Source organism: Pseudomonas fungipugnans, from assembly GCF_029955235.1.
Taxonomy (GTDB): domain Bacteria; phylum Pseudomonadota; class Gammaproteobacteria; order Pseudomonadales; family Pseudomonadaceae; genus Aquipseudomonas; species Aquipseudomonas fungipugnans.
This window is the reverse complement of sequence record NZ_JARBWL010000001.1, coordinates 1-20,603: the sequence shown is the minus strand read 5'-3', so window position 1 is coordinate 20,603 and position 20,603 is coordinate 1. Positions and strand designations below refer to the sequence as shown.

The window sequence follows — 20,603 nt, the reverse complement described above, 5'->3', positions numbered from 1 at the left end:
TTTGTGCCCGGGATTCAGGCGATTTTCAATTTCGGTCGATGTTTTTCGAGCAGATCCTCTGCCTTCCGGCCGAGCTCCCCTGCCCGCGCTTCTACTTGGCGGCATTGCGAGGCGAACGCCGGTAGATGCGGCAGGTCCTCTTCACACATCACCTGGTCGTCAAAGACTTCGCTGCCGGTATCGATCACATCACCCAAAGCACGGATCAGCGCGCCGAAGCTTTTGTTCGCGCATTGATCGTTGGTCATCTGGCGGGCGCCGATCAGCCCGTGGCGGCCGGCCAGTTCGTTGATGCAGTGATCACGGAACTCAGGCTCTAGAGCATTCACCCACGACTCTTCTAGCCAAGACGGCATTTCCTGATCGCCGGAAAGCCAGCGCTGCACACGCTTCAGCCAGCGGCCAGTAGCCTTCACGAACTCGCCCACTTCGTTCAAGCGCGCCAGCTCATCGAAGTCGGGGACCTTAGCGTCATTGATTTTCGTGACCGGGACGGTCAGGTAGATCTGACGACTCAGAGCCTGGGCGAAATCGTCTTGGCTCAGACTGGTGCGGGCGATCTGGTTTGCCGCGTGCGCCACCAGCACCTGGTCACGGGTTTGCGCGCGGTGTCTTAAACTGGACGTTTCCATGGGGACTGCTCTCTTCTAATCTGGCTTCAATGGATCGACGGACAGGGATGTCAGGCGACGGACTGGGTGCCCTTTTGGCGCATGCACAGGTCGCGAGCCGTGACTTTTCCGCCGGTTAACTCTTCCGCTTTAAATGCTTTCTCGGCGCCCATTGGATGAATCCCGGCAACCCAGTACGAAACTGCGGCCTGGGAGACATCGAGCGCCAAAGCTGTTTTGGTTTGCCCGCCGAAGAAGTCGACGAGCCTTTCGATAGGGGTCATATGAGAGCCCTCCTAATAAGCTTGCTTATATCCTAATTAGAAGGACACTTATTTGCAAGCCGATAAGGGAACTTATAAATTCCAGCGGATGAGCACACTCGCCGAACGAATCAAATCCGCACGAAATCACGCCAAGCTGACGCAGAAAGCCCTCGCCCAAAAGGTGGGAGTTGAGCAGCCAGTAATTTCGCAGCTGGAGACAGGAAAGAACCTCCAGAGCGCACATCTGCCAAAGATCGCGCATGTATGCGGCGTGAATGCTATTTGGCTATCCGAGAACACCGGCCCGATGATTGGCGCAACCAGCACTGAATCAAACGTCGGAGAGGCCCGTCAGCCCGTTGAGTCCTACAGATATCCAGTGATCAGTTGGGTAGCCGCTGGCGCTTGGGCCGAGGCTATAGAGCCCTACCCTGCCGGCTTCTCGGATCGCTATGAGTTTTCCGAATACGACTCGAAGGGGGCCGCGTTCTGGCTGGAGGTCAAAGGCGACTCGATGACCTCACCGGTCGGGCAAAGTATTACCGAAGGCACGCTGATCCTCGTGGACACCGAAGCTGAGGCCGCACCTGGCAAGCTTGTGATCGCCAAATTGCCCGAGAGCAATGAAGCGACCTTTAAGAAACTGGTAAATGATGGCGGCAAGCTATTCCTGAAGCCGCTTAACCCTGGATACCCGATTGAACCGTTTGACGAGCATTGCCGGATCGTGGGTGTCGTCGTACGGGCGCTACAGAAGTTCTGACAATGCCAAAGAAGAGGCAGGCAGACACCTCTACAGCAACCGCTGCAGACATCGAAAGATCTATCCAGGCCCTGAACAAATGGCTGAACGTCTTTGGGGTGACGGTCGGGAATCTGAGGCGAAAGCCCTACGTGATGCCTTGGATGCATTAAACCGGGCCCTCGATCGTGTCAGGATTGGAGAGCGTCGCAGGGTCCTTCATTAAGACTTGCGGTTCAGCGGCGCGACGTAGATTTGCAGGGGGTTCTATGCCCCTCACTCTGCCCCGTCCCGTCATACCTTCGTCACATCCATCAAGGACAATGCGATCAGCCAAAGGGATTTGGCTCCATCTACAGAGAGCCCGGCCCAGCGCCGGGCTTTTTCGTTCTGTGACCTATTGCGGAAAGCTGGATATCGGTGCCAAAGAAGCTTGAGGCAGGGCAACCGCCGATAGGTTGCCTGTAGCATCTTCTGGCAGCGTGTACATAGCTCCGGTAAGAGGGTCGACTATAAGCATACCGATCAAACCGCCGACCAGCAGATTGCCCCAGTACCAACCGCTCACCGTGGACTTCAAAGGAACAGTCGTCTCTGCGTAGCCATCCTTCTGGAAGGTGACTGTGTAGCTTTCGCTTTTGAAGTAACCGCGACTGGTCTCCAGAATGGCCGCGCCAGGTGTGATGCCTTTCATCACAACGCCTCCCTTGCTGTCCTTAATCACGTAGTTCGCCTTGCTCGGCATGCTGTACAGCCCCACCTTTGGCTTGCTGTCACTGACAATGCTCGCGCAACCGGATACTGCAAACGCCAAAACTATCGCCATCCCAGCGCACGCTTTACGAAAAACCATCACACCACTCCATATCGCCATCATTGGCTCGGCCGTAAATCGGCCGGCGCGGATTGTATCCGAATGGTAGCAATTAGACATCCACCAGCACCCCGTCTATTCCGGGCTTCTAGAGGGATCTGTCTCGCAAAACGGACCGAGGCCGCCTGGGACTATTGCCAAATTGTGCCAAGATGAATACTGTATATATATACAGCCAAAGCAAGGAGCGTTCTATGCCCGAAATCGTCTTACCCATATCCCATGCCAGAGACTCATATGAGTTAGTCGGCCGTCGCATCCAGCGTCTCATTGCTGCGCCCGCAGTTCAAAAGGTCCAGGCGATCACTGTTACCAGGCTTGAAGCAGAGCCTGCTGAAGCATGGCTGCAAGTTCTTTCGGAGATTGAAGAGACCTGTGGAGTGCGTATGGAACGTCTCGAAAGCGGCTCGGTAAGGATTGGGTGGCGAGAGTATTGCGAAGCTTGAAATGAGCCCGCCTTTGAGCGGGTTTTTTATCGCCCACAAAAAAATATATAAGCGTGCTTATTGACGAATAAAATAAGTGCGCTTATATTTCAATCCAAGCCAACGCAACACCGGCCCAGCAGCGAAAGCCGCGCAGCTCTTTAGCGATACCGCTTCACCTTGCCGGATCACCACCGGCCCAGATTCAAAGGCAGCGATGAACCGGCCTCAACGGTTCAGAGGGTTGGCAACTGACCCGGGCGTGCAGCGTAAAACGTCGAAAGCAGTTATCCAGCGGGAGAACAAGCCGAAAGGCCCGTGGCTGGAAGAACAATTTGAGTTAGGCCGGTGATCGACGCCAGTAGCGGATCCCAGCGGAAAGTTTCACTGATGCACCTGGTGACGGGTGCATTGGGAAAACAACCGATCAAGCACGGAGCATCAAATGAGCGAACAAACCCTTCAAGCGCTGCTTGCCGAGCGCGTCACTGCATACGCCCAGTCCGACCGCCCGCGCGAATTGATCGACGAGGGCATCGAGAAGCTGTTCAAAGAAGTTGTGAGCGATACCTTCCGCTCTTACGGCGACTTCGGCGGAGCAATCAAGGACGCCGTCAAGGCTGCACTGCCGGCCAACGTCACCGACATGTTCGAGCTTCAGCGCTACAACGCCCTCGTAGCCAACGCCCTCAGCCAGCGCTGGGAACAAGCGGCCATGGGTTCGCTCATCTTGGAGCGCGCCGAAAAGTCCATAGCTGATGTGCTCACCGGTGAGGGCCTGCTGACCGGCGAGGTTTCGCTGAAGAAACTGCTCGACGAATTCGTGGAGCACCACAAAGAGAGTGCCGCCGAAGGCCGATGGGAGCGTCCGGAAATTCGCGTTGAAGAAGGCGACGGCAGCCACTCCCACAAGACGATGCACATCTACTTCGATCCAGAGCCGGAAGACAGTTACCGGAGCAGCCACTACTCGTCTTCCTCGCGCAGCAACTACAGCCTGAAACACGCGCTGCACATCAGTATCAAGGGCGAGCGTGAAACCGGCGATCGATGGAAACCGACCTTGGCATTTGGCGAGGTCTACAGCGCCAAGCTGGATGACAAGAAGATCGCCATCGACATGCAGGTGTATTCGAAGTGGGAGCGCATGTTGGCGTCCCTGTACTTCGGCAACGCAATTCTGGTGATGGACTGCGACCCAGATGACCTGAGCTACGGGCTCTACGACTGAACAACCAGCGCCACGACAGCCTGTCATTAACTGCCCGATCCTCTCTATGAGAGCGCATCGGGGTGTGATCTGAGGCTAAGTCTCGGGCAGCGGATGTGCCAACCGGTCGCCTACAGGGCAGCCCCTTCCGCCGAATGCCAGTTGAGCCCCGGCCAGATCACACCCCGATGCGACAAGCGTGCGCCGCTACCGCTTTACCACCTCTTTGTAATAGCTATCACATATGGCTTCCACCAAGTATTGGTCAGCCTCAGTGTTTATTTTTCTGACCGCCTCCTCTACTTCGCTTTTGTACTGCGGCTGTGAAGCGACTTCTCGGACGTGATTCGCTAACTTGTCAGACATGTGCGTATGCAACGATATGAATTGGTCCAAAGACAAAACCATATCAGGGTGTTTCTTTCCGCATTCCTGATGAAAGGCGACCGACACGACGGCTAGTTCGTGATCGCTGGCAGCTTGTGCGGTCGACGCAAAAGTGCAGCCAACAAGAGCTGCGAATACGCCAGTACGCGCTTTATTCCACGGCATTTCATACTCCAGCTTTCATGTTTGGCATCAATGCCGACGCAAGCCTATCGGCTTAGTCCAATCATTTCTTTAACCCCGCCCCGCTGCCGACACCACCCGAATGCACTCACCTCCGCGCCCAACGGCAACCAGCGGAGCGGATGAGTGCATCCGAGTTTTGTTGGATCAACACCCGCCGCTCTGGAGGCAACCATGAACGCAGCAATGAATATCTGTCAGTCCATGCACGATGCGAAGTTGCCTCCGGCGGTGAGCGAACCGGACGAACAACGGGAGTGGCTGGAAAGCGCCGCTGAGCAGTTGGTGTGCGGCTCGGACGTGGAATGGAAGCGCCGATTTGCCCCGGTCCAGAAGGTGACCAAGGCGCAGTATGCCGAACACCTGCAGCACTACCTGAACCAGCGGCAGATCGACGGGCTGGATGATCGAGACTCGTTCGCCAACCTGGTCCTGGCGGTGGTCGTAGGCAGCCGGGCCGAGGCGCTGACCCACGCCAAGCACCTGCTGGGCAGTAACAGCCCGGTCACGAAGCTCGAAGCGATCGCCGCTACCTTCCTTCGCCCGCACGCCTCCGATGCGGTGGCCGCCGAGCAGGAAGCAGCCGAGGACGACGTGGACGGTGATCTGTGAGCCCTCACATCCTGATCGACCAGGCCCTTGATGGCGTTGCTACGCCCTTCGGCGCGGAGGACATCAGTCTGCTGGTACAGGCGCTGATCACCCGCCTCTTCACCGATGGCGCAATCACCATTGACGAGTTCAACCACTACTGCAAGCGGCTGCGTGACATCTGTCAGCGGCGCAAGGAGACGGAATGAGTACGGCACCGGTTAAATCGTTGATTGACGAGCAGCTTGAAGACATCAGCGCTCACAACTTGCGCGAGGCTTACGGCCTGGCCGAGCGGCGCGGGTTCTTTGGTGCTCCAGTTGAGCAATACGCCGAGCCGGGTTACGGCGGTCGTGTTCTTCAGGTGCTGCGCTATCGAGTGCAGAAACAAGAATCGCGCAATGAGTAATCACCAGCGCGCCCGCCGCCTTGTCTTCTGGCGCAGTTCGTTCTTCGCGCTCGCCACCTGCACCGCCCTTATGTTGTTCGGCGCCCTCTCCGCGCCAATCCCTCAATAGCACACACCTTTCAAAAGCTGCGCCAGCGCGCGGCAAGGAATTGTCATGTCCGCACAAAGCGTGGCGCCGGTGGCGCACGAACAAAACCTGCACGTTCTTCCTCACGCAGCGACCAGCACCAGCGCCTTGGTGCTCGATGGCGACAGTCTCGACAAGATGATGCGCCTGGCCGATGTCATGGCCACCGGCCGTGCCACGGTGCCGAAGCACTTCAACGGCAACTCGGCCGACTGCCTCGCGGTGATCATGCAGTCAATGCAGTGGAAGATGAACCCCTTCGCAGTTGCGCAGAAAACGCATCTGGTGAACGGCGTGCTCGGCTACGAGGCCCAGTTGGTCAACGCGGTGATCACAACCTGCGCACCGGTTCTGGATCGCCTGCATTACGAGTGGTACGGCGCCTGGGAAAAGGTGATCGGCAAGTTCGACATCAAGACCAATAGCGAAGGCAAACAATACCGCCAGCCAGGCTGGAAACTCGAAGACGAGGAAGGCCTAGGCGTCAAAGTCTGGGCCACCTTCCGCGGCGAAGATGAGCCCCGTGTTCTTGAGCTGCTGCTGGCCCAGGCCCGCACCCGCAACAGCACGCTCTGGGCTGACGATCCGCGCCAGCAGCTGGCCTACCTCGCCACCAAGCGATGGTCGCGCCTGTATTGCCCCGACGTGATTCTCGGCGTGTACAGCCCGGACGAGCTCGAGGAAACCGCCCCGCCCGGCCGCGATGTTTCACCCCGCAAAGGTTCGGCGCCGACGGCATTGCCCAGCTATCCGGAAGAAAAGTTCGAAACGATGCTGCCTACCTGGCAAAGCGGCGTCGACCAGGGAAAGACAGACGCTGAAAGCCTGATCGCCTTCCTCGAATCCAAATACACGCTCAGCGTCGAGCAGACAGATCGCATCCACCGCATGGCGCCAATTGCAGGAGAAACCGAATGAAGATTCATAACGTAGTTCAGGGCTCCGAAGCCTGGCACGCACTTCGCGCCAACTACTTCACCGCCTCCGAGGCACCGGCCATGATGGGCGCCTCGAAGCAGATGAAGCGCACCGAACTGCTCAGCGCCAAAAAGACCGGCCTCGACCGCGACATTTCGTGGTGGGTACAGAAATACCTGTTCGACAAAGGCCACGAAGCTGAAGCCTTGGCCCGGCCGATTCTGGAAGCGCGGATCGGTGAAGACCTCTTTCCCGTTGTCGGTACCGACGGCGACCTGCTCGCCTCGCTCGACGGCTGCACCATGCTCGGCGAAATGCTGTTCGAGCACAAAATGTGGAACGAGCAGCTCGCCGCCGATGTACTGGCCGGCAACCTGGACCCGCACTATTACTGGCAGCTCGAGCAGCAACTGCTGGTGAGCGGCGCCGAGAAAGTAATCTTCGTTTGCTCCGACGGTACCGAGGACAACTTCGTGTCGATGGAATACACCCCGGTACCGAGCCGCGCCGCGACGCTCGTCGCTGGTTGGAAGCAGTTCCAAGCCGACCTGCTCGACTTCACTCCGGTCGAGGTCATACCTGAGGCGGTCGGCAAGACGCCGGACAGCCTGCCCGCGCTGCGCATCGAAGTGACCGGCATGGTTACCGCCAGCAACCTTGAACAGTTCAAGGCTCACTCGTTGGCCGTCTTTAACTCGATCAACACCGAGTTGGAAACGGATCAGCACTTCGCCGACGCCGAAAAGACCGTCAAATGGTGCGGTGATGTCGAGGAGCGTCTGGAAGCTGCCAAGCAGCACGCCCTGAGCCAAACCGAAAGCATCGACGCTCTGTTCAAGACCATCGACGATATCGCCGCTGAAGCGCGACGCAAGCGTCTAGAGTTGAACAAGCTGGTGACGGCTCGCAAGATCAGCATCCGCGAAGACATCGTCATGAATGCCGCCAAGGCGCTGCAGGCACACATCGACCAGATCAACACCTCGCTGAGCGGCAAAGCGCGCATGCCTGCCATACCTGCCGACTTCGCTGGCGCCATTAAGGGTAAGAAGTCGATTAGCAGCCTGCGCGATGGCGCTGACTCGGAGCTGGCCCGGGCGAAGATCGCCGCCAGTCAAGTCGGTGACAGCATCCGCGCCAACTTGACCAGCTTGGTCGAACTCGCCGGCGATCACCTGTTCCTGTTCAACGATACCCAGCACTTGGTGCTCAAGGCCAATGACGACCTGGTTGCGCTCATCAAGGTGCGGGTCTCGGAACATCAGGCGGCTGAGGCCAAGAAGGAAGAAGAGCAGCGCGAGCGGATTCGCACCGAAGAGCGCCAGTGCCTGGAGCGGGAGCAGCAAGAAGCCGCGCCGGCCGAATTGGCGTCGCCTCCCCCAACGAAAGCGGCCCCCGCCGTTGCAACGATCGTAAAGCCTGCTGCCTCAGCAAAACCGGTGAGCTACCGCGCCAAAGTCACCGATCTGGAGGCCTTGGTACACGCGGTTGCCGGCGGACTGGCGCCGCTCAGCGTGCTGACTGTCGACTGGGATGCATTGGATGCGCTGGTCGCCCAGCAGGGTTCGCTCTTCAGCATGGCCGGTGTGACTCTGGTGAACGCCGCGGCATGAGCAAGATGAAGCGAGTAACAAGTCAGCGACGCCGGCAGCCTTGGCTGGACCTGCCGGCCAGCGGAATTGAAGAGGTAGGCCATGGCAATGGATGGAAAAGCGCGATCAGCAAAGGCAGCGCTGAAGCGGCAAGCGATGAAGGAGGTGGAGTTGCGGCACACGGTCCGATACGGCATCAAGCAGATGCTCGGCGACCTCATGCACTGGAACAAAATTAGCGAGATGGGCGAGGCTCTACAGTTGTTGATCCTGAATGCAGTCCCTGAAAGTGCTTTGCTATATCGAAACGCCGACATCCCGCTGATGCCCGCCGAGATGATTCGGCACCACGCACGGCAAGGGATTCAGGACCGACTTGATGATCTGGCTGGCCAGATGTTCGGGGCCAGTCACAAGCATGTAATCGAGCTTCTGATTCTGTGCGCTCACGACGCCGGGCCTGAAGGTTCTGCCAAACATCTGCGCATTCCGCGACACGAAATCACGATCAATGAAAACGTGTCGCGAAAATTGGATCAGGCACGCATTCGAGAAGAGCTGAGAATGGGACGTGATGACTAGTTCTTCACCACAACTGACCCAGCTTTTTCAGTTACTAACTCGGTGAGTCGAGCCAGAGTTTCCATGTAATCAATTGATGTGTCGCCAACCAGTAGTTGCAGAGCTTTTGAATCTAAAACTTGCTCGAACCTGAGCTTTCCGTTCGTCTCGTAAACTCCAGCGAAAGCCTCATCAACCTTTCCGTCAGACAGAGATACGGCCACTACAGATGTAACGCCGTCTTGGTGAGTGTAATCACGACGCTCTGCGGCGGGACGACTCTCAAAAAACTGAAAATACTCTTTTCCGAAATGTTGCATCACTTGCTCCTTAAACCGGCCTGATGCCGAGAGCTTGTAATACCCCAACCCAAACCAAATTGCCACCACCGGACACGGAGGGCGGCGCCTACCCGAGGTAACCGCAATGTCAGTTCTCCACAGCGCAATCCACAAGATCGACAAGAAGCCCGACGGCACACCGGCTGTTCTGTTCTTCGGCAGTGCCGAGCAGGTCGAGAGCCAGGCTCGCGACGATCTGGTGCAACAGTTCAACGAAAGCTACAACGCCGCCGCCGGCAAGGGTTGGGGTTTCTTCCACGCAGAATCTGGCGCGCACCCACTCAGCGGCTGGCTTGGTAAGTATCTGGCGGGCGGCTCCGACTTCCTTGACTTCAGCACCATCGCCGTCGAGCACCTGACCCGGCTGATGGAAGAGTCGAACCTGACCACCGGCGGGCACGCCCTCTTCTGTCACTACCGCCAAGGCCTGACCGACTACCTGATCATTGCTCTGGTGCAGGAAGCGGAAGCAGTGACGATGACCGAAGAGCTGCACCTGATGACGGTCAAGCGCCTGGACCTGGACCATATCCGCCTGGCGGCGCGCATCAACATCAGCGAATGGCAGAACAACCCACAGTCGCGCCAGTACATCTCTTACCTCAAGGGCAAGCAGGGCCGCAAACTCAACGAGTACTTCCGCGATTTCATCGGCGCGCAGGAAGGCATCGACGGCCCGGGCGAAACCCGCGCCCTGCTCAAGGCGTTCAGCGACTTCGTTGAGAGCGAAGACCTAGGGGAAGAATCCGCCCGCGAGAAGACCGACACTCTAGTCAGCTACGCGATGACCCAGGCCAAGATCGGCGAAGCGATCACCCTGGATGAGTTGTCCGAAGTGCTCGACGACGATCAGCCGCTGGCGTTTGCCGAGTTCGTCCAAGGTAAGGACTACGGCCTTTCGGCCTCAATCCCGCCGGACAAGAAGACCCTGAACAAATTCCGGCGCTTCACCGGCCGCGCTGATGGCCTATCGATCAGCTTTGATCACCACCTACTGGGTGACGGGGTCGAGTTTGACGAAGCCGGCGGCACGCTGACGCTGCGCAAATTGCCTACCCAGCTCACCGACCAACTAAAACGCGCAGCAGCATGACGGCTAACTGAAGGTTTCGCCCGCTTCGCCACAATATAGCAACCTGAAACCGGTCGTGACAGTTTGAAGAGTTCGCCGCGACCGGTTTCGAGCCATAAGAATTATTTATTTAGTTCGGCTTGAAGGTCAAAGAGTTTTGCATATTCTGCCAGCGCCTCTTTAATTTCTCCCCGATAATTTTCAGGCTTTGGGCTAGTAGCCGCCTCCGCTTCTTGTATGCCCTTAACATCAAATGCTATCGAAGCCAATTCCAGCGGATCCAAATAAGGTTCAGCGGTACTTATTCTTTCATCCCTATTTCTCATCGCAATGTTCCCGATTTGCGCGAAAAGAAGCACGCTTACACTTAGCTTAAGCTCGTCTTTAAGTTCATCAAAACACCTGTATTCTCTAATCTGATCTAGAAGCTTCCAGAAATCACGCGCCCGAGGGTCTATGGGTGAGGAGCTAGCAAACCCACCTGAATGCTTAAGAGCGAGTCCCAAAAACACTCGAAGCATATCAATGCGCGACTTATTCAGACTATCGATGGCTTTTAACGCTTCAGCCTTAACTTCTTTCAGTTTAACGACGTTACCTGCAATGGATATTTCCTGAACTTCTGGAGCATATGCTATGACCATTGCCAAAACCGCAAACGCCACAACAAATGCAGTAAATTCAGCGCCTGAAAACTTGCCCACATTAAGCAAGTAAAACGCTATTGATGCTGCTGCTGCGAACAGCAAAACACCCAACACACCTAAAAATATCCGCATAAATTACGCCCCCTAAAAGGCAGGGACTATACCTCCCGAGGACCAACTATGTCCGCACAACAGAAGAAACACCCCTCCGATTTCAAAACTCAATACGGACTCGGCTTCAGCACACAGGACGATGAGATCGTTGTCGACTTCTTCTGCGGAGGCGGCGGCGCTGGAACCGGGCTGGAAATGGGCCTCGGCCGCGCGGTGAGTGTCGCGAAGAACCACAGTCCTCAAGCGATCAGCATGCACACCGTCAACCACCCGGGCGCCGTGCACTACACCACCGACGTGTTCGAGGGTGATCCTGACACCGAGTGCGGAGGTAAAGCCGTCGGCTGGTTCCATATGTCACCGGACTGCACGCACCATAGCCAGGCCGCCGGTGGCCAACCGCGCAAGCGCGAGATTCGAAACCTGTCGTGGATCGGACTGAAGTGGGCCGGCAAAAAGAAGCCTCGAGTCATCAGCCTGGAGAACGTGCCGGTTAGGTGGACATGTCAACACTGTCGCCTCGTACCACTACCATCGTCGATGGTGGCAGATCGCTAACATGCTATAAACTCATCCTCTCCGTCCCCAAAGACCCAAAAGGATGTGGCAGTCGTGAACAAAAGCGTGGAAAGCACAGAAACACCCGCCCAGATTTTAAACGGCGTGTTTTGGGTGCCCGTAAAACTCGATAGAAAGATCCCCGGAGAAATAAAGATCCAACACGACGGGTCCTTTATTTTAACTACACAGAAAGCATTCAGCCGGGACGACTGCATCATTGAGGATACGGTCTATGGAGAGCTTGACTCGGGAGAAGCCGTATCAATACATAAAGCGATGTACCATCAAAAAGCTTTCGGTGTGGGCGAGATACCACCTTCGACATTAAGCTCTCCCATTTTATTTATTGGTAACACTTACCTAAAATCTAAAGAAAGCATAAAAGGCACTAACTTCGAATTTGAAATTAAAGGGTTAGCACCATGGTTTGAAGATGCGTCGTCACTTGAGGGAAGTTACGAAACAACTCTAATGTTTTCTGGATTTAAAATAAATCTACGATATTCGCCCGCTAAAGAAAATAGTCCGACAAAATCCACCATAATCAGCCCCAGGCCTGCAACAATTGAACAGTTTCAAACTGTTCTTCATAGAGCTGTCACTTTTATATCATTTGCAACAGGAAAGATTTTACTTCAAGGAAAAACAGAAATAACAGATGGACAGGAAAAATGGTGTCTGTATTACAAACCAGCTTTTTTTAGTTCCCGAATCGAAGAGGAAAACCCTCCATTATTCGGGAGCACGCTCGCACAACTTCAACATAGATTCAACAGCTGGAACAAATTGTATAACAAAATCCTTCCGTTAATTATTTTGTACTTTCTACCAAAAATTAGTGAATCCGATCTAAATACAAAGTATTTATTAAGAGCCCAACTCATAGAGGCGCTACATAAGAAGCTAGAAAACAATAACGAAATGGACTACTTCGAAAGAGTTCGCGAAGTGGTATCGAGGCAAAAATATAAGGCACTCCTATTTCGCGTAAAAAGCGAAGAAGCACAAGTGATTGAAGGACTATGTAGAGACATCACTCGTTCGAGAAATTATTTCACTCATTACAGCCGTGAACAACCTCCAGCAGCCGCTAATGCTGAAAATCTTCCATTCTTATATTCTAAGATCGATATAATTATAGATCTATTTTTGCTTGATAAATTAGGCTTCGATGGAGCGCACTTTAAAAAAATTCAGACCGACTCGATCTCTGATCGCTTCGAGAGAAAGAAAAAACTGGAACAATTTCTGAACAATCGACGTTATTACTAATAATGATGTAGAGCCGATCATAGCTGGAGGCAATCAGGATGGAATCTAAAGATATCCTTAACAAGGGTGAGCTAGATCTAGTAGAAAAAATAAAAAATTATAGTCAAACGGGTCAATCAGCAAAGACCAAACTAGAGACAGATGAAAAAGTACTCGCACGCGTAACAGATGGCATTTATAGGCTGCCCGGCTCAGCCATACGAGAGCTTATATCAAACGCGTATGACGCAGACGCCGTTAACGTCACAATCAACACGGATGTTCCTCGATTCCAAACCATTACTATCCGAGACGATGGGAATGGGATGTCTATTGAAACGTTAGTTAATCTTCTCAATCATGTCGGGGCAAGCGCCAAAAGAAGCGGCAAAGGTGGTTCATTAAAAGTCACAGACGAGAAAGATAGTTCCCTAAGCCTTAACAAGAAAAGAAAGCTCATCGGCAAAATTGGTATCGGCCTGTTTAGTGTTGCTCAGCTAACCCGCGACTTCGACATAATTACAAAGCAAAAAGGCGATGACTTCTATTTAAAAGCTCGGATACGCCTTCATAACTACTCAGAAGAGTATATCCGGGAAAAAGAAAAAGAGTTTGAAGACAAAGTTTCAGCCAGCGATGAAAACACCGCGACTGGCGGAGGTGACGGAGATGTTGAAGCGAGAGGAGCAAGCTTCGAAACAGGAGAGGTAGAAATATGGACAGACAACACCGAAAATATTGACGCGCACGGCACTGACATTGTACTGAGAAATATAAAAAAGAGTGCGAGAGACCAACTGAGAAGTGTCGACATATGGGGTCAAGAAGCCGCCGAAACTGAGCTGGAGTCGAGTATTCCGAGTGATGACCTGCTTAACTCCTCAAAATTAGAAAAACCAAAATTTCATGTTGGGAACTATTTCGGCAAAGATGGATTTGAGTTTTACGATGGCACAGACAGAGAGCCAGAGCTACCCTGGAATGAAACTGATAAAAGCGAAGACAAACTACTAAAATTATACAACTCGGTACTTTCACTAACAAATGTAACTACAAACCCTAAGCTAGCAATCGTCTTCGACAACTATCTAAACATGCTATGGACGCTGTCGCTATCAGTACCATTAAACTACATCGAAAAACATCCGTTTCGATATTCAACTAAAGAAATTAGTGATGTTTATATCATCAGCAACAAACTTAAAGGCCAAGCTAATCGATACAAACCTGATGACAAAGAGTCACCGATAGGTACAATTTTACCTTCATTAGCGACATATGATGATATCGATTTCAATGTCGTAATTGACGGGGTTAAACTGTTTCGTCCACTAAAGTTGAGTGGCCTACCCAAATCTAGCGGCGCGGTTAAACGTCCAATTTTATTCGTGGGCAGTTACTCTCCAGATTTATCAGCCGTAGACAATCAGGACTCCGGCGGGAAGATCTCTTTTGATGCATACCTACTATGGACACCGAAAGTAATCCCTAGAGATCACAACGGTGTTTTGGTTCGCGTTCATAATTCGTCAGGTACCTTATTTGACGAAACATTTATGAAGCATCAGGTTGCCGAGCACACGATTAAAAGCCAGTTAACAGTCGAGATATTTGTCAACAATGGTCTTGACTCCGCACTCAATATCGATAGGGAATCTTTTAACATATCCCACCCGCACTATCAGATAATGATGAAATGGCTTCATCAGGCCATACGACAAGTCGTAAATAAATATAAAGCAATTAAAAAAGAAGAAGTAGATAAAAATCAAGATAGTAGCAGAAACAGCTATGACGAGAACCTATCTCGCATTGTGCTCAATAGTATAGGACGTAGCGGCTTAGATTATAGCGATGTGAGTAATCTGTACTTGGTAGATGGTGATAAGGCGTCATCGAGTGTAAAAGGAGACATGTCGATTTCCGATTTGCCCATGGAGTCGATAAAAATTGAAAAAAATAGGTATCTAGAACTTTCCGGGTTGACCACTTCAAAATCTAAAAAAAGCTACTTCATCGAAAGCAAAACCGAAGCAATTATTCAAGTATTAGAAAGCTATAGAATCCTTAATGATCTGTCCGCATCTCAGCGAGAAAGCCTCATTGAAGATATTATCCAAATCATCAGTTTCGAGGGATAGAAAATGAGCAATCTTTTTGGAGATGATGGCGGATTATTTAATCTTAACGACGTTACAGGGGGAGTATCTCCTGTCGCTGCCACTGCAATTGTATTCAAGCCATGGCACAAGCCTCGCAAACAATTTGTCAGAGACAAGCAATGGTGGTATCACCTGGATTTTTTAATTAGAAGATTCGAAGAATATAAAGAAATAAATACAATAAAATATTTTGGTCTCCCGGGAGGAGACCTGCTTGATATAAATTTCTTCAGCAAAAAAATGATGGCGACTGATAAATTTGAAAGCAAAAAACTTCTCGTCCACGGTTTCATTGACACAGAAGCGGAAAAAGAGAGAGCTGATATCAGGCTAAGCGAGCTCCTCGATAGACCTAACGTGGACCGCGAATCCAAAGTCGAACATTATAATTTTCACGCATTGTCTAAAAAAGGCTCTCTTGCCTTAAAGCGTGTTGGTCAACATGGTGCTTATCATCTTATAAATTTGGACTTCTGTGACGGCGTCTTCAAGCAAGAAACAATCGACTCGATGATGGCGTTGTTCACAGTACAGTTCAATAAAATGCTAGATACACCGTGGCTGTTCTTTTTAACAACAAGGGCGGACAAAGAAGGTATAACGCAGGAACTGCTTGCCAACTTAGATAGGGTTTTTCGAGAAGAAGTCAGCGATGATGTGGCATTCGTTGCCGCATTAGAAGAGTACCGTCGCGAGATCTACGAGCTTGCCCGAGAAAAGAAGAGTTTTTCAGACGATAAAATATCGAAGGTTGAGTTGTCCGAAATCCTACAAGCGTGTTTTATTTATTGGGTCATCCGCCTGACCCATGCGAATGACGCAAGGATGCAGGCCGTGAGTGTGATGAAGTACAAAGTTCACGGAGGAAACGATTTTCCAGATATGTTTTCTTACGTAATCCGCTTTACCAAACAAGCCACAGTCAGAGCTGACGCTCTGGGGTTGGCACAGCACCACACTGAGCCAACCTCCGCACTGAGCGAGCAAGATAAGTCTTCAGATAAGCACGCGGCTATACACAAGCTTTGCATGTCTCTCGACATCGACCAATTGTTGGTAACAAACCAAAATCTATATGCTGCTTACGCTGAAGATATGAAGGTGCTGCTCAAAGAATCAGGATGGGATGTAACAACGTATGACGACGAAATGAAAGCCTAAGCTTAAGGGGCCGTCTTAGACGGCCCCTTTCGACTCATGCCTACTCAACAACATCCCCAACGCTTCTGCCAGTATTGGAGGTACCGCGTTGCCAACTTGTGTATATCGAGGGCAAGTATACTTACGTTGCTTACCCCCTGTGGTGTAAACACCTTGGAATGAAAACCAGTCAGGGAATGATTGAAGTCTTGCGTTCTCTCGAACCGTTAATATCCTAGGCTCAAGATAATGTAATATGTCGTCAGGCAGCGTTGTAACTGTCGCGGACGGCAAATCTCCATCAAGCGGAGTAATAGCTTGTTTTTTTATATTGAAAGCTGTCCTAAACTCGTCCGATATAGTTACACCGCGCTCACATTTATCTAGTATTAGCTGAAAGCGAGAGCTAACAACATCACTATGCTTAGCTAACCTTCTGCTATTTGGTGGCTCACAATTCTCTGAACGGAGAAGCTGTAGATATTTGCTGGGAGATGCAGACTTAATAAATTCAGCTTCGAAAAACCCAGTCCTACCAGAGTCCAAATTAGGAACCAGGCTTTTCCCATAAGTTTCTAAATCACCTATAGCGTCACGGACAGTTACAGGATTTTCAGTACTAAGCCCCTTACGCGATAAGAAGTTCCGGCGAAATGATTCAAGATCTACAAAAGGATCAAATTGATCACTATCTGTGGCACGTTTGGCTATCATAATAAAACGAGGCCGGTGTTGAGGCACCCCCCAGTCTGAACTTTTTATGATCCGAAACGAAACACCATAGCCGAGCGCTTCAAGCCGCTTCTTCACGACTAGAGAATAGGGGATGCTGCTTGCATCACCAGAGCTTTTAAATTTAGTGTTAAATCCTCGTACATTCTCCAAGAGCAGATACTTGGGCTGCACAATTTCTACAACTTTTATGTATTGTTCCGCTAACTTATTACGGGGATCATTCGGATCTCTTTTCCCTGCGTGTGAAAAACCTTGGCAAGGCGGCCCTCCCGCGATTAAGTCAACTGTTCCTCTAAGCGCTTCAAGCTTATCTTGATAATTATCGATTAAATGGCTGACCTCCATATTGATCTGAGGTAACCAATCAGGCCAACTATATTTATATCGTGGGCCTTCGATTAAATTATGCTCTAGCGTTTTATATGCTCCGGATGTTTTTTCAATAGCAAACAGGCCATCCCAGCCAGCTTGCATCAAGCCAAGAGAAAGGCCACCACATCCTGAAAAAAGGTCAATGAACGTACCCTTCCTTTCTGGGCGTTCCGAAAAACCCATAACGTTAAAGCCTCTGCTGGTCAATGACAATACTGAAAAATGGCTCGCCCAGGGTAAGCTCAAAAAGCTAAAAGTCAAGAAAAGTAGGCGTCTGCCGACGCTGAATTTTCGACATGGGAGGGTATAAGTCAGATATTAGGGTTCACCCTGTGCGACAGGAATTGCCGCAGCGTATGCAACAATTTAGGACGTCAGCGACAAAACGACTGTCGCAGCCCTAAGAGCCGACAATGCGCCTACCCCCAACCCTTTCACGAAAGGATCACCAAAGGAGCTTGCAGGGCCATTGAGCAGCCTCCAAGGCCCCCTTAGCCATAGCCTATGGCTTTAACTGAGCTGCCGAGGAACGTTATCATTCTAACGCACCGATGATTTACAATGCTTCCAGATTATCTCTTCATCGGAGCTAATCAATAAGACGTGTGGCAACGTCTTTATTGACCAGAGCGTTTGAGTTCCAATATGAAGTCCAAAGCATCAATTCTTTCATTGACTCCAAAACGAAAACCTCTTCATTTCTAGATCTCAATCTGACAACGGTCTTTGGTCCATTTAACGGGCGGGGAACTCTCACCGCTTCACCATCAAGATCCTCGCTCCACATGCTATAGTAAGTAAACTCCGTTCTAGTGCTCTTACGGAACTCATAATAAGCAATGTCAGATACAGGCATTCTAAGAAGGCAAATTTTTCTCATGAGAAAAATAGAAAACTCTCTGAAATTTGACTCTGGGAAAGACAACAATGTAGAGCGAAGATCGGAATACTTAGGATAGCCCAGTAATTTGGCAACCTCATTGTGACGATCGGATGAGACAAGACTATCTATTTTGTCATTAACTTTTAACATCAATATTAAATCTAAAATCTCATTCCGATCTAACATTTCCTCTCCCGCTCAAGCTGTTAACGTTCTTCATACGTTATAAATAAATTCGTTTACCCGGCCCCACTGGTGAACCATCTCCGCTGGAGCAACAGAATCGGTTAAATTACAGCTCATTGCTCAATTATACTCAATAGAGTATAGCGATTTTTAGCTCCAAAAGGCTTCATCATTCCTTTTGGGGATTGAGACGTGGATCTGAATCGAGCGCTGGGCCGAGCACTGAGGGAGCTGAGACAAAGCAAGGGCCTTTCTCAGGAAAGCATTGGGGCCAGCCAAAGCTATATAAGTGATGTAGAAAGAGGAATTAAGACTTTATCTGTTGAAAAACTTGAGGAGTTTGCTATCAATATCGGAGTACATCCTGTAACGCTGCTAACTAAATGCTACCTGATAAAAAATGACGACATAAATTCCGAAATGCTGCTCGCCACAGTGCATAATGAATTGGAAAATTTCAGCAAACAAAAAGAATAGAACCTTCCTTATTTAACTGTTTTTAGAACAACCTTCTTACTCTTGGCAAGAGCACTCTCAAGAAACGTTATCTGCAAATTTTTTGACTCCAGCGCATCTAAATATTTGGCATTAAGTTCGATAATCTCTACCAACTGTTCTGAGCAAACGTTGGTTAGCATACCCACTAGCACCCTTTGCTCTTTGAGCTGTTTTTTCAAGATGTACAATTTTAAACTGATTTTCTCGATATTAGACAAAGAAAACTCGCTAGCCCCTCCTCTAACTTTAATGACAATATCCGGGTAGTACTTATAAATAGATGAACGACTGATTTTAGCAATTTTAGAAAGCGCCGTTATGCTGATGTGACTTGGACCTTTCGCGGTCAACTCTGCAAGCGATTTTAGCAACAAGTCTCGTGTAGTGGTCATAGCCAACTCCTAACTAGATTATTCTTAAAACTTCTTCACATTCCTCAAGTCTTGATGTCAATATAAGACGAGTTTGCTGAGGCAAGTTCGACTGCCGCAAAAATCTTAAACTATCATCCTTATAATTTTGCCACCATAAACGATGTTTAGGTGTTGCAATAAAATTCAAACAACCTACACACGTACTGGGTGACCGATTCTCAGGATTAGGTTCTTGCTTGCTTCCCTTGCAGGCACTCGTTTCCTGCCTATACATGCACACACCCCATTGACATGGTACTAAGATAGTACCTCGAGACAACAAGATTCGAATTTCTTTAATACTTCTAACTTGGCCAACAAACTTACCTATTGTTCGACTTTCAAACTTGGCTCCGACATTATGAAATATTTGCTGAGGCGAAAGCCCGGCTAATTCTAAAGCCACAGATTCCATCTCTACATTAAACTCCTCTTTTAGAAGCCTCCGAAACTCTGAATCCGGTTTCGCATAACTTATGTCCACACTATATGCAGAGGTATGGGAGTATTGTAGAGCTAAATCGCCTAAAGCCGCTCGATCGCGCTTAGCTATAAACCTGGCGAAGTGTTTTCTACCCATATGAGAATAAAGCCTCCCCTCCCACCCTATTGTAGATTTTAAATTCATAAATACTGCAAAACTGTTTAGACGCTTATTTATAGCGGTAGAGGAGATCACGCTATATCCCTGTCTAGCATTAAACGGCCATAAAGCGTTTCCTGCTGTAACCAACCATAGGTTATCTTTCTTACTTTTTGCTCTAGCGGGCTCTGAAAGCCTTTTCAATACTCCAAACGCAATGACCCCAGCAGGAGATAATACCCAAGGTGATTCATCCTCTGTCGCATTCGAAACATTTCTATCTCCAGAGAAGCGCTTTTTAGATCTGGCAGCATAATAATAAGGAAATTCGCGGCCTTTAATGTGTCGTACATATTTTAGACTTTCGGTTGATGCTCGTCGAATCTCACTTACTCTCGGCCCAGACGTATAGCTAATTATTACGAAACACGCTGTTTGCAAATGATTTAATAGAGATGCAATATCGTTGGGTTTATCTGCCTTTAGATTTTTTATTAATGTGTCAAACTCACTACCCGAAGGAAAATTCTCGCCCTTCAGAACTGCATTAGCGAAAGCCGAGATTTTCTTTTTAGTTACTAACCCCTGACCTTTAGCTTCCTCAACTGCGAAGACATATTTGAAAAATATTCTTAAAAGCTCTTCGGTCATTACATCTAAAAATCGAATCGCCGATCTCAGTAGATATATACAGACAGGCTCAGGTGGCGCCTCCCACGCTCGCGGTTGAGTTAAGTTAGCAGAGATTT

Annotated in this window: 24 protein-coding genes and 2 pseudogenes; 16 read left to right on the top strand and 10 right to left on the bottom strand. The window is 50.4% G+C overall.

What is annotated here, in order from left to right; all coding sequences use genetic code 11:
• Positions 1 to 14: 14 nt before the first annotated feature.
• Positions 15 to 632 (bottom strand): DUF8585 domain-containing protein, encoded by a 618-nt coding sequence (locus POF45_RS00130; RefSeq protein WP_282314695.1) that lies wholly within the window; start codon positions 630 to 632, stop codon positions 15 to 17.
• Between the two features lie 50 nt (positions 633 to 682).
• Positions 683 to 895, bottom strand: a complete 213-nt coding sequence (locus tag POF45_RS00125; protein WP_282314694.1) for a transcriptional regulator — start codon at positions 893 to 895, stop codon at positions 683 to 685.
• Positions 896 to 947: 52 nt separating this feature from the next.
• On the opposite strand from POF45_RS00125, the gene POF45_RS00120 reads away from it, so the two are divergent.
• Together POF45_RS00120 and POF45_RS00115 are read left to right on the top strand one after the other, a co-directional pair.
• A complete protein-coding gene (locus tag POF45_RS00120; RefSeq protein ID WP_282314693.1) occupies positions 948 to 1,640 on the top strand; it encodes a LexA family protein in 693 nt (230 codons plus the stop codon).
• Positions 1,641 to 1,642: 2 nt separating this feature from the next.
• Positions 1,643 to 1,845 (top strand): annotated as a pseudogene (locus POF45_RS00115) (hypothetical protein).
• Between the two features lie 171 nt (positions 1,846 to 2,016).
• Here the strand turns inward: POF45_RS00115 and POF45_RS00110 are convergent.
• On the bottom strand, positions 2,017 to 2,472 hold the full coding sequence (locus POF45_RS00110; RefSeq protein ID WP_282314692.1) for a hypothetical protein: 456 nt from the start codon (positions 2,470 to 2,472) through the stop codon (positions 2,017 to 2,019).
• 215 nt (positions 2,473 to 2,687) lie between these two features.
• Here POF45_RS00110 and POF45_RS00105 point away from each other — a divergent pair, with 215 nt between their 5' ends.
• Positions 2,688 to 2,939, top strand: a complete 252-nt coding sequence (locus POF45_RS00105) for a DUF1654 domain-containing protein (protein WP_282314691.1) — start codon at positions 2,688 to 2,690, stop codon at positions 2,937 to 2,939.
• Positions 2,940 to 3,363: 424 nt separating this feature from the next.
• The gene (locus POF45_RS00100; RefSeq protein ID WP_282314690.1) at positions 3,364 to 4,149 is read left to right on the top strand and encodes a hypothetical protein; all 786 of its coding nucleotides are present in this window, start codon (positions 3,364 to 3,366) and stop codon (positions 4,147 to 4,149) included.
• A gap of 186 nt (positions 4,150 to 4,335) precedes the next feature.
• On the opposite strand, the gene POF45_RS00095 is transcribed toward POF45_RS00100, so the two are convergent.
• Positions 4,336 to 4,680, bottom strand: a complete 345-nt coding sequence (locus tag POF45_RS00095; protein ID WP_282314689.1) for a hypothetical protein — start codon at positions 4,678 to 4,680, stop codon at positions 4,336 to 4,338.
• 192 nt (positions 4,681 to 4,872) lie between these two features.
• Between POF45_RS00095 and POF45_RS00090 the strand changes: the two genes are divergently transcribed.
• From POF45_RS00090 to POF45_RS00065, 6 genes are all read left to right on the top strand, one after another.
• The gene (locus POF45_RS00090; RefSeq protein ID WP_282314688.1) at positions 4,873 to 5,310 is read left to right on the top strand and encodes a hypothetical protein; all 438 of its coding nucleotides are present in this window, start codon (positions 4,873 to 4,875) and stop codon (positions 5,308 to 5,310) included.
• Positions 5,307 to 5,498 carry a hypothetical protein gene (locus tag POF45_RS00085; protein ID WP_282314687.1) on the top strand — a complete coding sequence of 64 codons (192 nt, stop codon included), beginning with the start codon at positions 5,307 to 5,309 and terminating at the stop codon, positions 5,496 to 5,498. The genes POF45_RS00090 and POF45_RS00085 overlap by 4 nt, the downstream gene beginning before the upstream one ends.
• Positions 5,495 to 5,698 (top strand): hypothetical protein, encoded by a 204-nt coding sequence (locus POF45_RS00080; protein WP_282314686.1) that lies wholly within the window; start codon positions 5,495 to 5,497, stop codon positions 5,696 to 5,698. The genes POF45_RS00085 and POF45_RS00080 overlap by 4 nt, the downstream gene beginning before the upstream one ends.
• A 154-nt stretch (positions 5,699 to 5,852) precedes the next feature.
• Positions 5,853 to 6,743 carry a recombinase RecT gene (recT, locus tag POF45_RS00075; protein WP_282314685.1) on the top strand — a complete coding sequence of 297 codons (891 nt, stop codon included), beginning with the start codon at positions 5,853 to 5,855 and terminating at the stop codon, positions 6,741 to 6,743.
• A complete protein-coding gene (locus POF45_RS00070) occupies positions 6,740 to 8,356 on the top strand; it encodes a YqaJ viral recombinase family protein (protein ID WP_282314684.1) in 1,617 nt (538 codons plus the stop codon). Before recT ends, POF45_RS00070 begins: the two co-directional genes overlap by 4 nt.
• Positions 8,357 to 8,437: 81 nt before the next feature.
• Entirely contained in the window at positions 8,438 to 8,917 is a 480-nt protein-coding gene (locus POF45_RS00065) for a hypothetical protein (protein ID WP_282314683.1), read from the top strand.
• Here POF45_RS00065 and POF45_RS00060 read toward each other — a convergent pair.
• Positions 8,914 to 9,216, bottom strand: coding sequence for a hypothetical protein (locus tag POF45_RS00060; RefSeq protein WP_282314682.1), 303 nt, complete (start codon positions 9,214 to 9,216; stop codon positions 8,914 to 8,916). The two genes, POF45_RS00065 and POF45_RS00060, sit on opposite strands and share 4 nt — an antisense overlap.
• 106 nt (positions 9,217 to 9,322) lie before the next feature.
• Between POF45_RS00060 and yejK the strand changes: the two genes are divergently transcribed.
• Positions 9,323 to 10,330 (top strand): nucleoid-associated protein YejK, encoded by a 1,008-nt coding sequence (gene yejK, locus POF45_RS00055; RefSeq protein WP_282314681.1) that lies wholly within the window; start codon positions 9,323 to 9,325, stop codon positions 10,328 to 10,330.
• A gap of 101 nt (positions 10,331 to 10,431) precedes the next feature.
• On the opposite strand, the gene POF45_RS00050 is transcribed toward yejK, so the two are convergent.
• Positions 10,432 to 11,088 carry a hypothetical protein gene (locus POF45_RS00050; protein WP_282314680.1) on the bottom strand — a complete coding sequence of 219 codons (657 nt, stop codon included), beginning with the start codon at positions 11,086 to 11,088 and terminating at the stop codon, positions 10,432 to 10,434.
• A gap of 48 nt (positions 11,089 to 11,136) precedes the next feature.
• Here POF45_RS00050 and POF45_RS00045 point away from each other — a divergent pair.
• The 4 genes and pseudogenes from POF45_RS00045 to POF45_RS00030 all read left to right on the top strand — a co-directional run.
• Positions 11,137 to 11,559, top strand: a pseudogene (locus POF45_RS00045) (DNA cytosine methyltransferase); the annotation flags it as partial.
• A 123-nt stretch (positions 11,560 to 11,682) separates the two neighbouring features.
• Complete coding sequence (locus POF45_RS00040) at positions 11,683 to 12,903, top strand: ApeA N-terminal domain 1-containing protein (RefSeq protein ID WP_282314679.1); 1,221 nt, start codon at positions 11,683 to 11,685, stop codon at positions 12,901 to 12,903.
• Positions 12,904 to 12,941: 38 nt separating this feature from the next.
• Positions 12,942 to 15,023, top strand: coding sequence for an ATP-binding protein (locus POF45_RS00035; protein ID WP_282314678.1), 2,082 nt, complete (start codon positions 12,942 to 12,944; stop codon positions 15,021 to 15,023).
• Positions 15,024 to 15,026: 3 nt separating this feature from the next.
• Positions 15,027 to 16,205, top strand: coding sequence for a PP_RS20740 family protein (locus POF45_RS00030; RefSeq protein WP_282314677.1), 1,179 nt, complete (start codon positions 15,027 to 15,029; stop codon positions 16,203 to 16,205).
• A 15-nt stretch (positions 16,206 to 16,220) separates the two neighbouring features.
• Here POF45_RS00030 and POF45_RS00025 read toward each other — a convergent pair whose 3' ends face one another.
• Both POF45_RS00025 and POF45_RS00020 read right to left on the bottom strand, forming a co-directional pair.
• The gene (locus POF45_RS00025) at positions 16,221 to 17,474 is read right to left on the bottom strand and encodes a DNA cytosine methyltransferase (protein ID WP_282314676.1); all 1,254 of its coding nucleotides are present in this window, start codon (positions 17,472 to 17,474) and stop codon (positions 16,221 to 16,223) included.
• Between the two features lie 406 nt (positions 17,475 to 17,880).
• Entirely contained in the window at positions 17,881 to 18,360 is a 480-nt protein-coding gene (locus tag POF45_RS00020; RefSeq protein WP_282314675.1) for a hypothetical protein, read from the bottom strand.
• 192 nt (positions 18,361 to 18,552) lie between these two features.
• On the opposite strand from POF45_RS00020, the gene POF45_RS00015 reads away from it, so the two are divergent.
• The gene (locus POF45_RS00015; protein ID WP_282314674.1) at positions 18,553 to 18,837 is read left to right on the top strand and encodes a helix-turn-helix domain-containing protein; all 285 of its coding nucleotides are present in this window, start codon (positions 18,553 to 18,555) and stop codon (positions 18,835 to 18,837) included.
• Positions 18,838 to 18,845: 8 nt separating this feature from the next.
• On the opposite strand, the gene POF45_RS00010 is transcribed toward POF45_RS00015, so the two are convergent.
• Positions 18,846 to 19,250 (bottom strand): TetR/AcrR family transcriptional regulator, encoded by a 405-nt coding sequence (locus POF45_RS00010; RefSeq protein WP_282314673.1) that lies wholly within the window; start codon positions 19,248 to 19,250, stop codon positions 18,846 to 18,848.
• Between the two features lie 13 nt (positions 19,251 to 19,263).
• Positions 19,264 to 20,603, bottom strand: a 1,340-nt coding sequence (locus tag POF45_RS00005; protein ID WP_282314672.1) for a hypothetical protein, incomplete at its 5' end; no start/stop codon positions are given.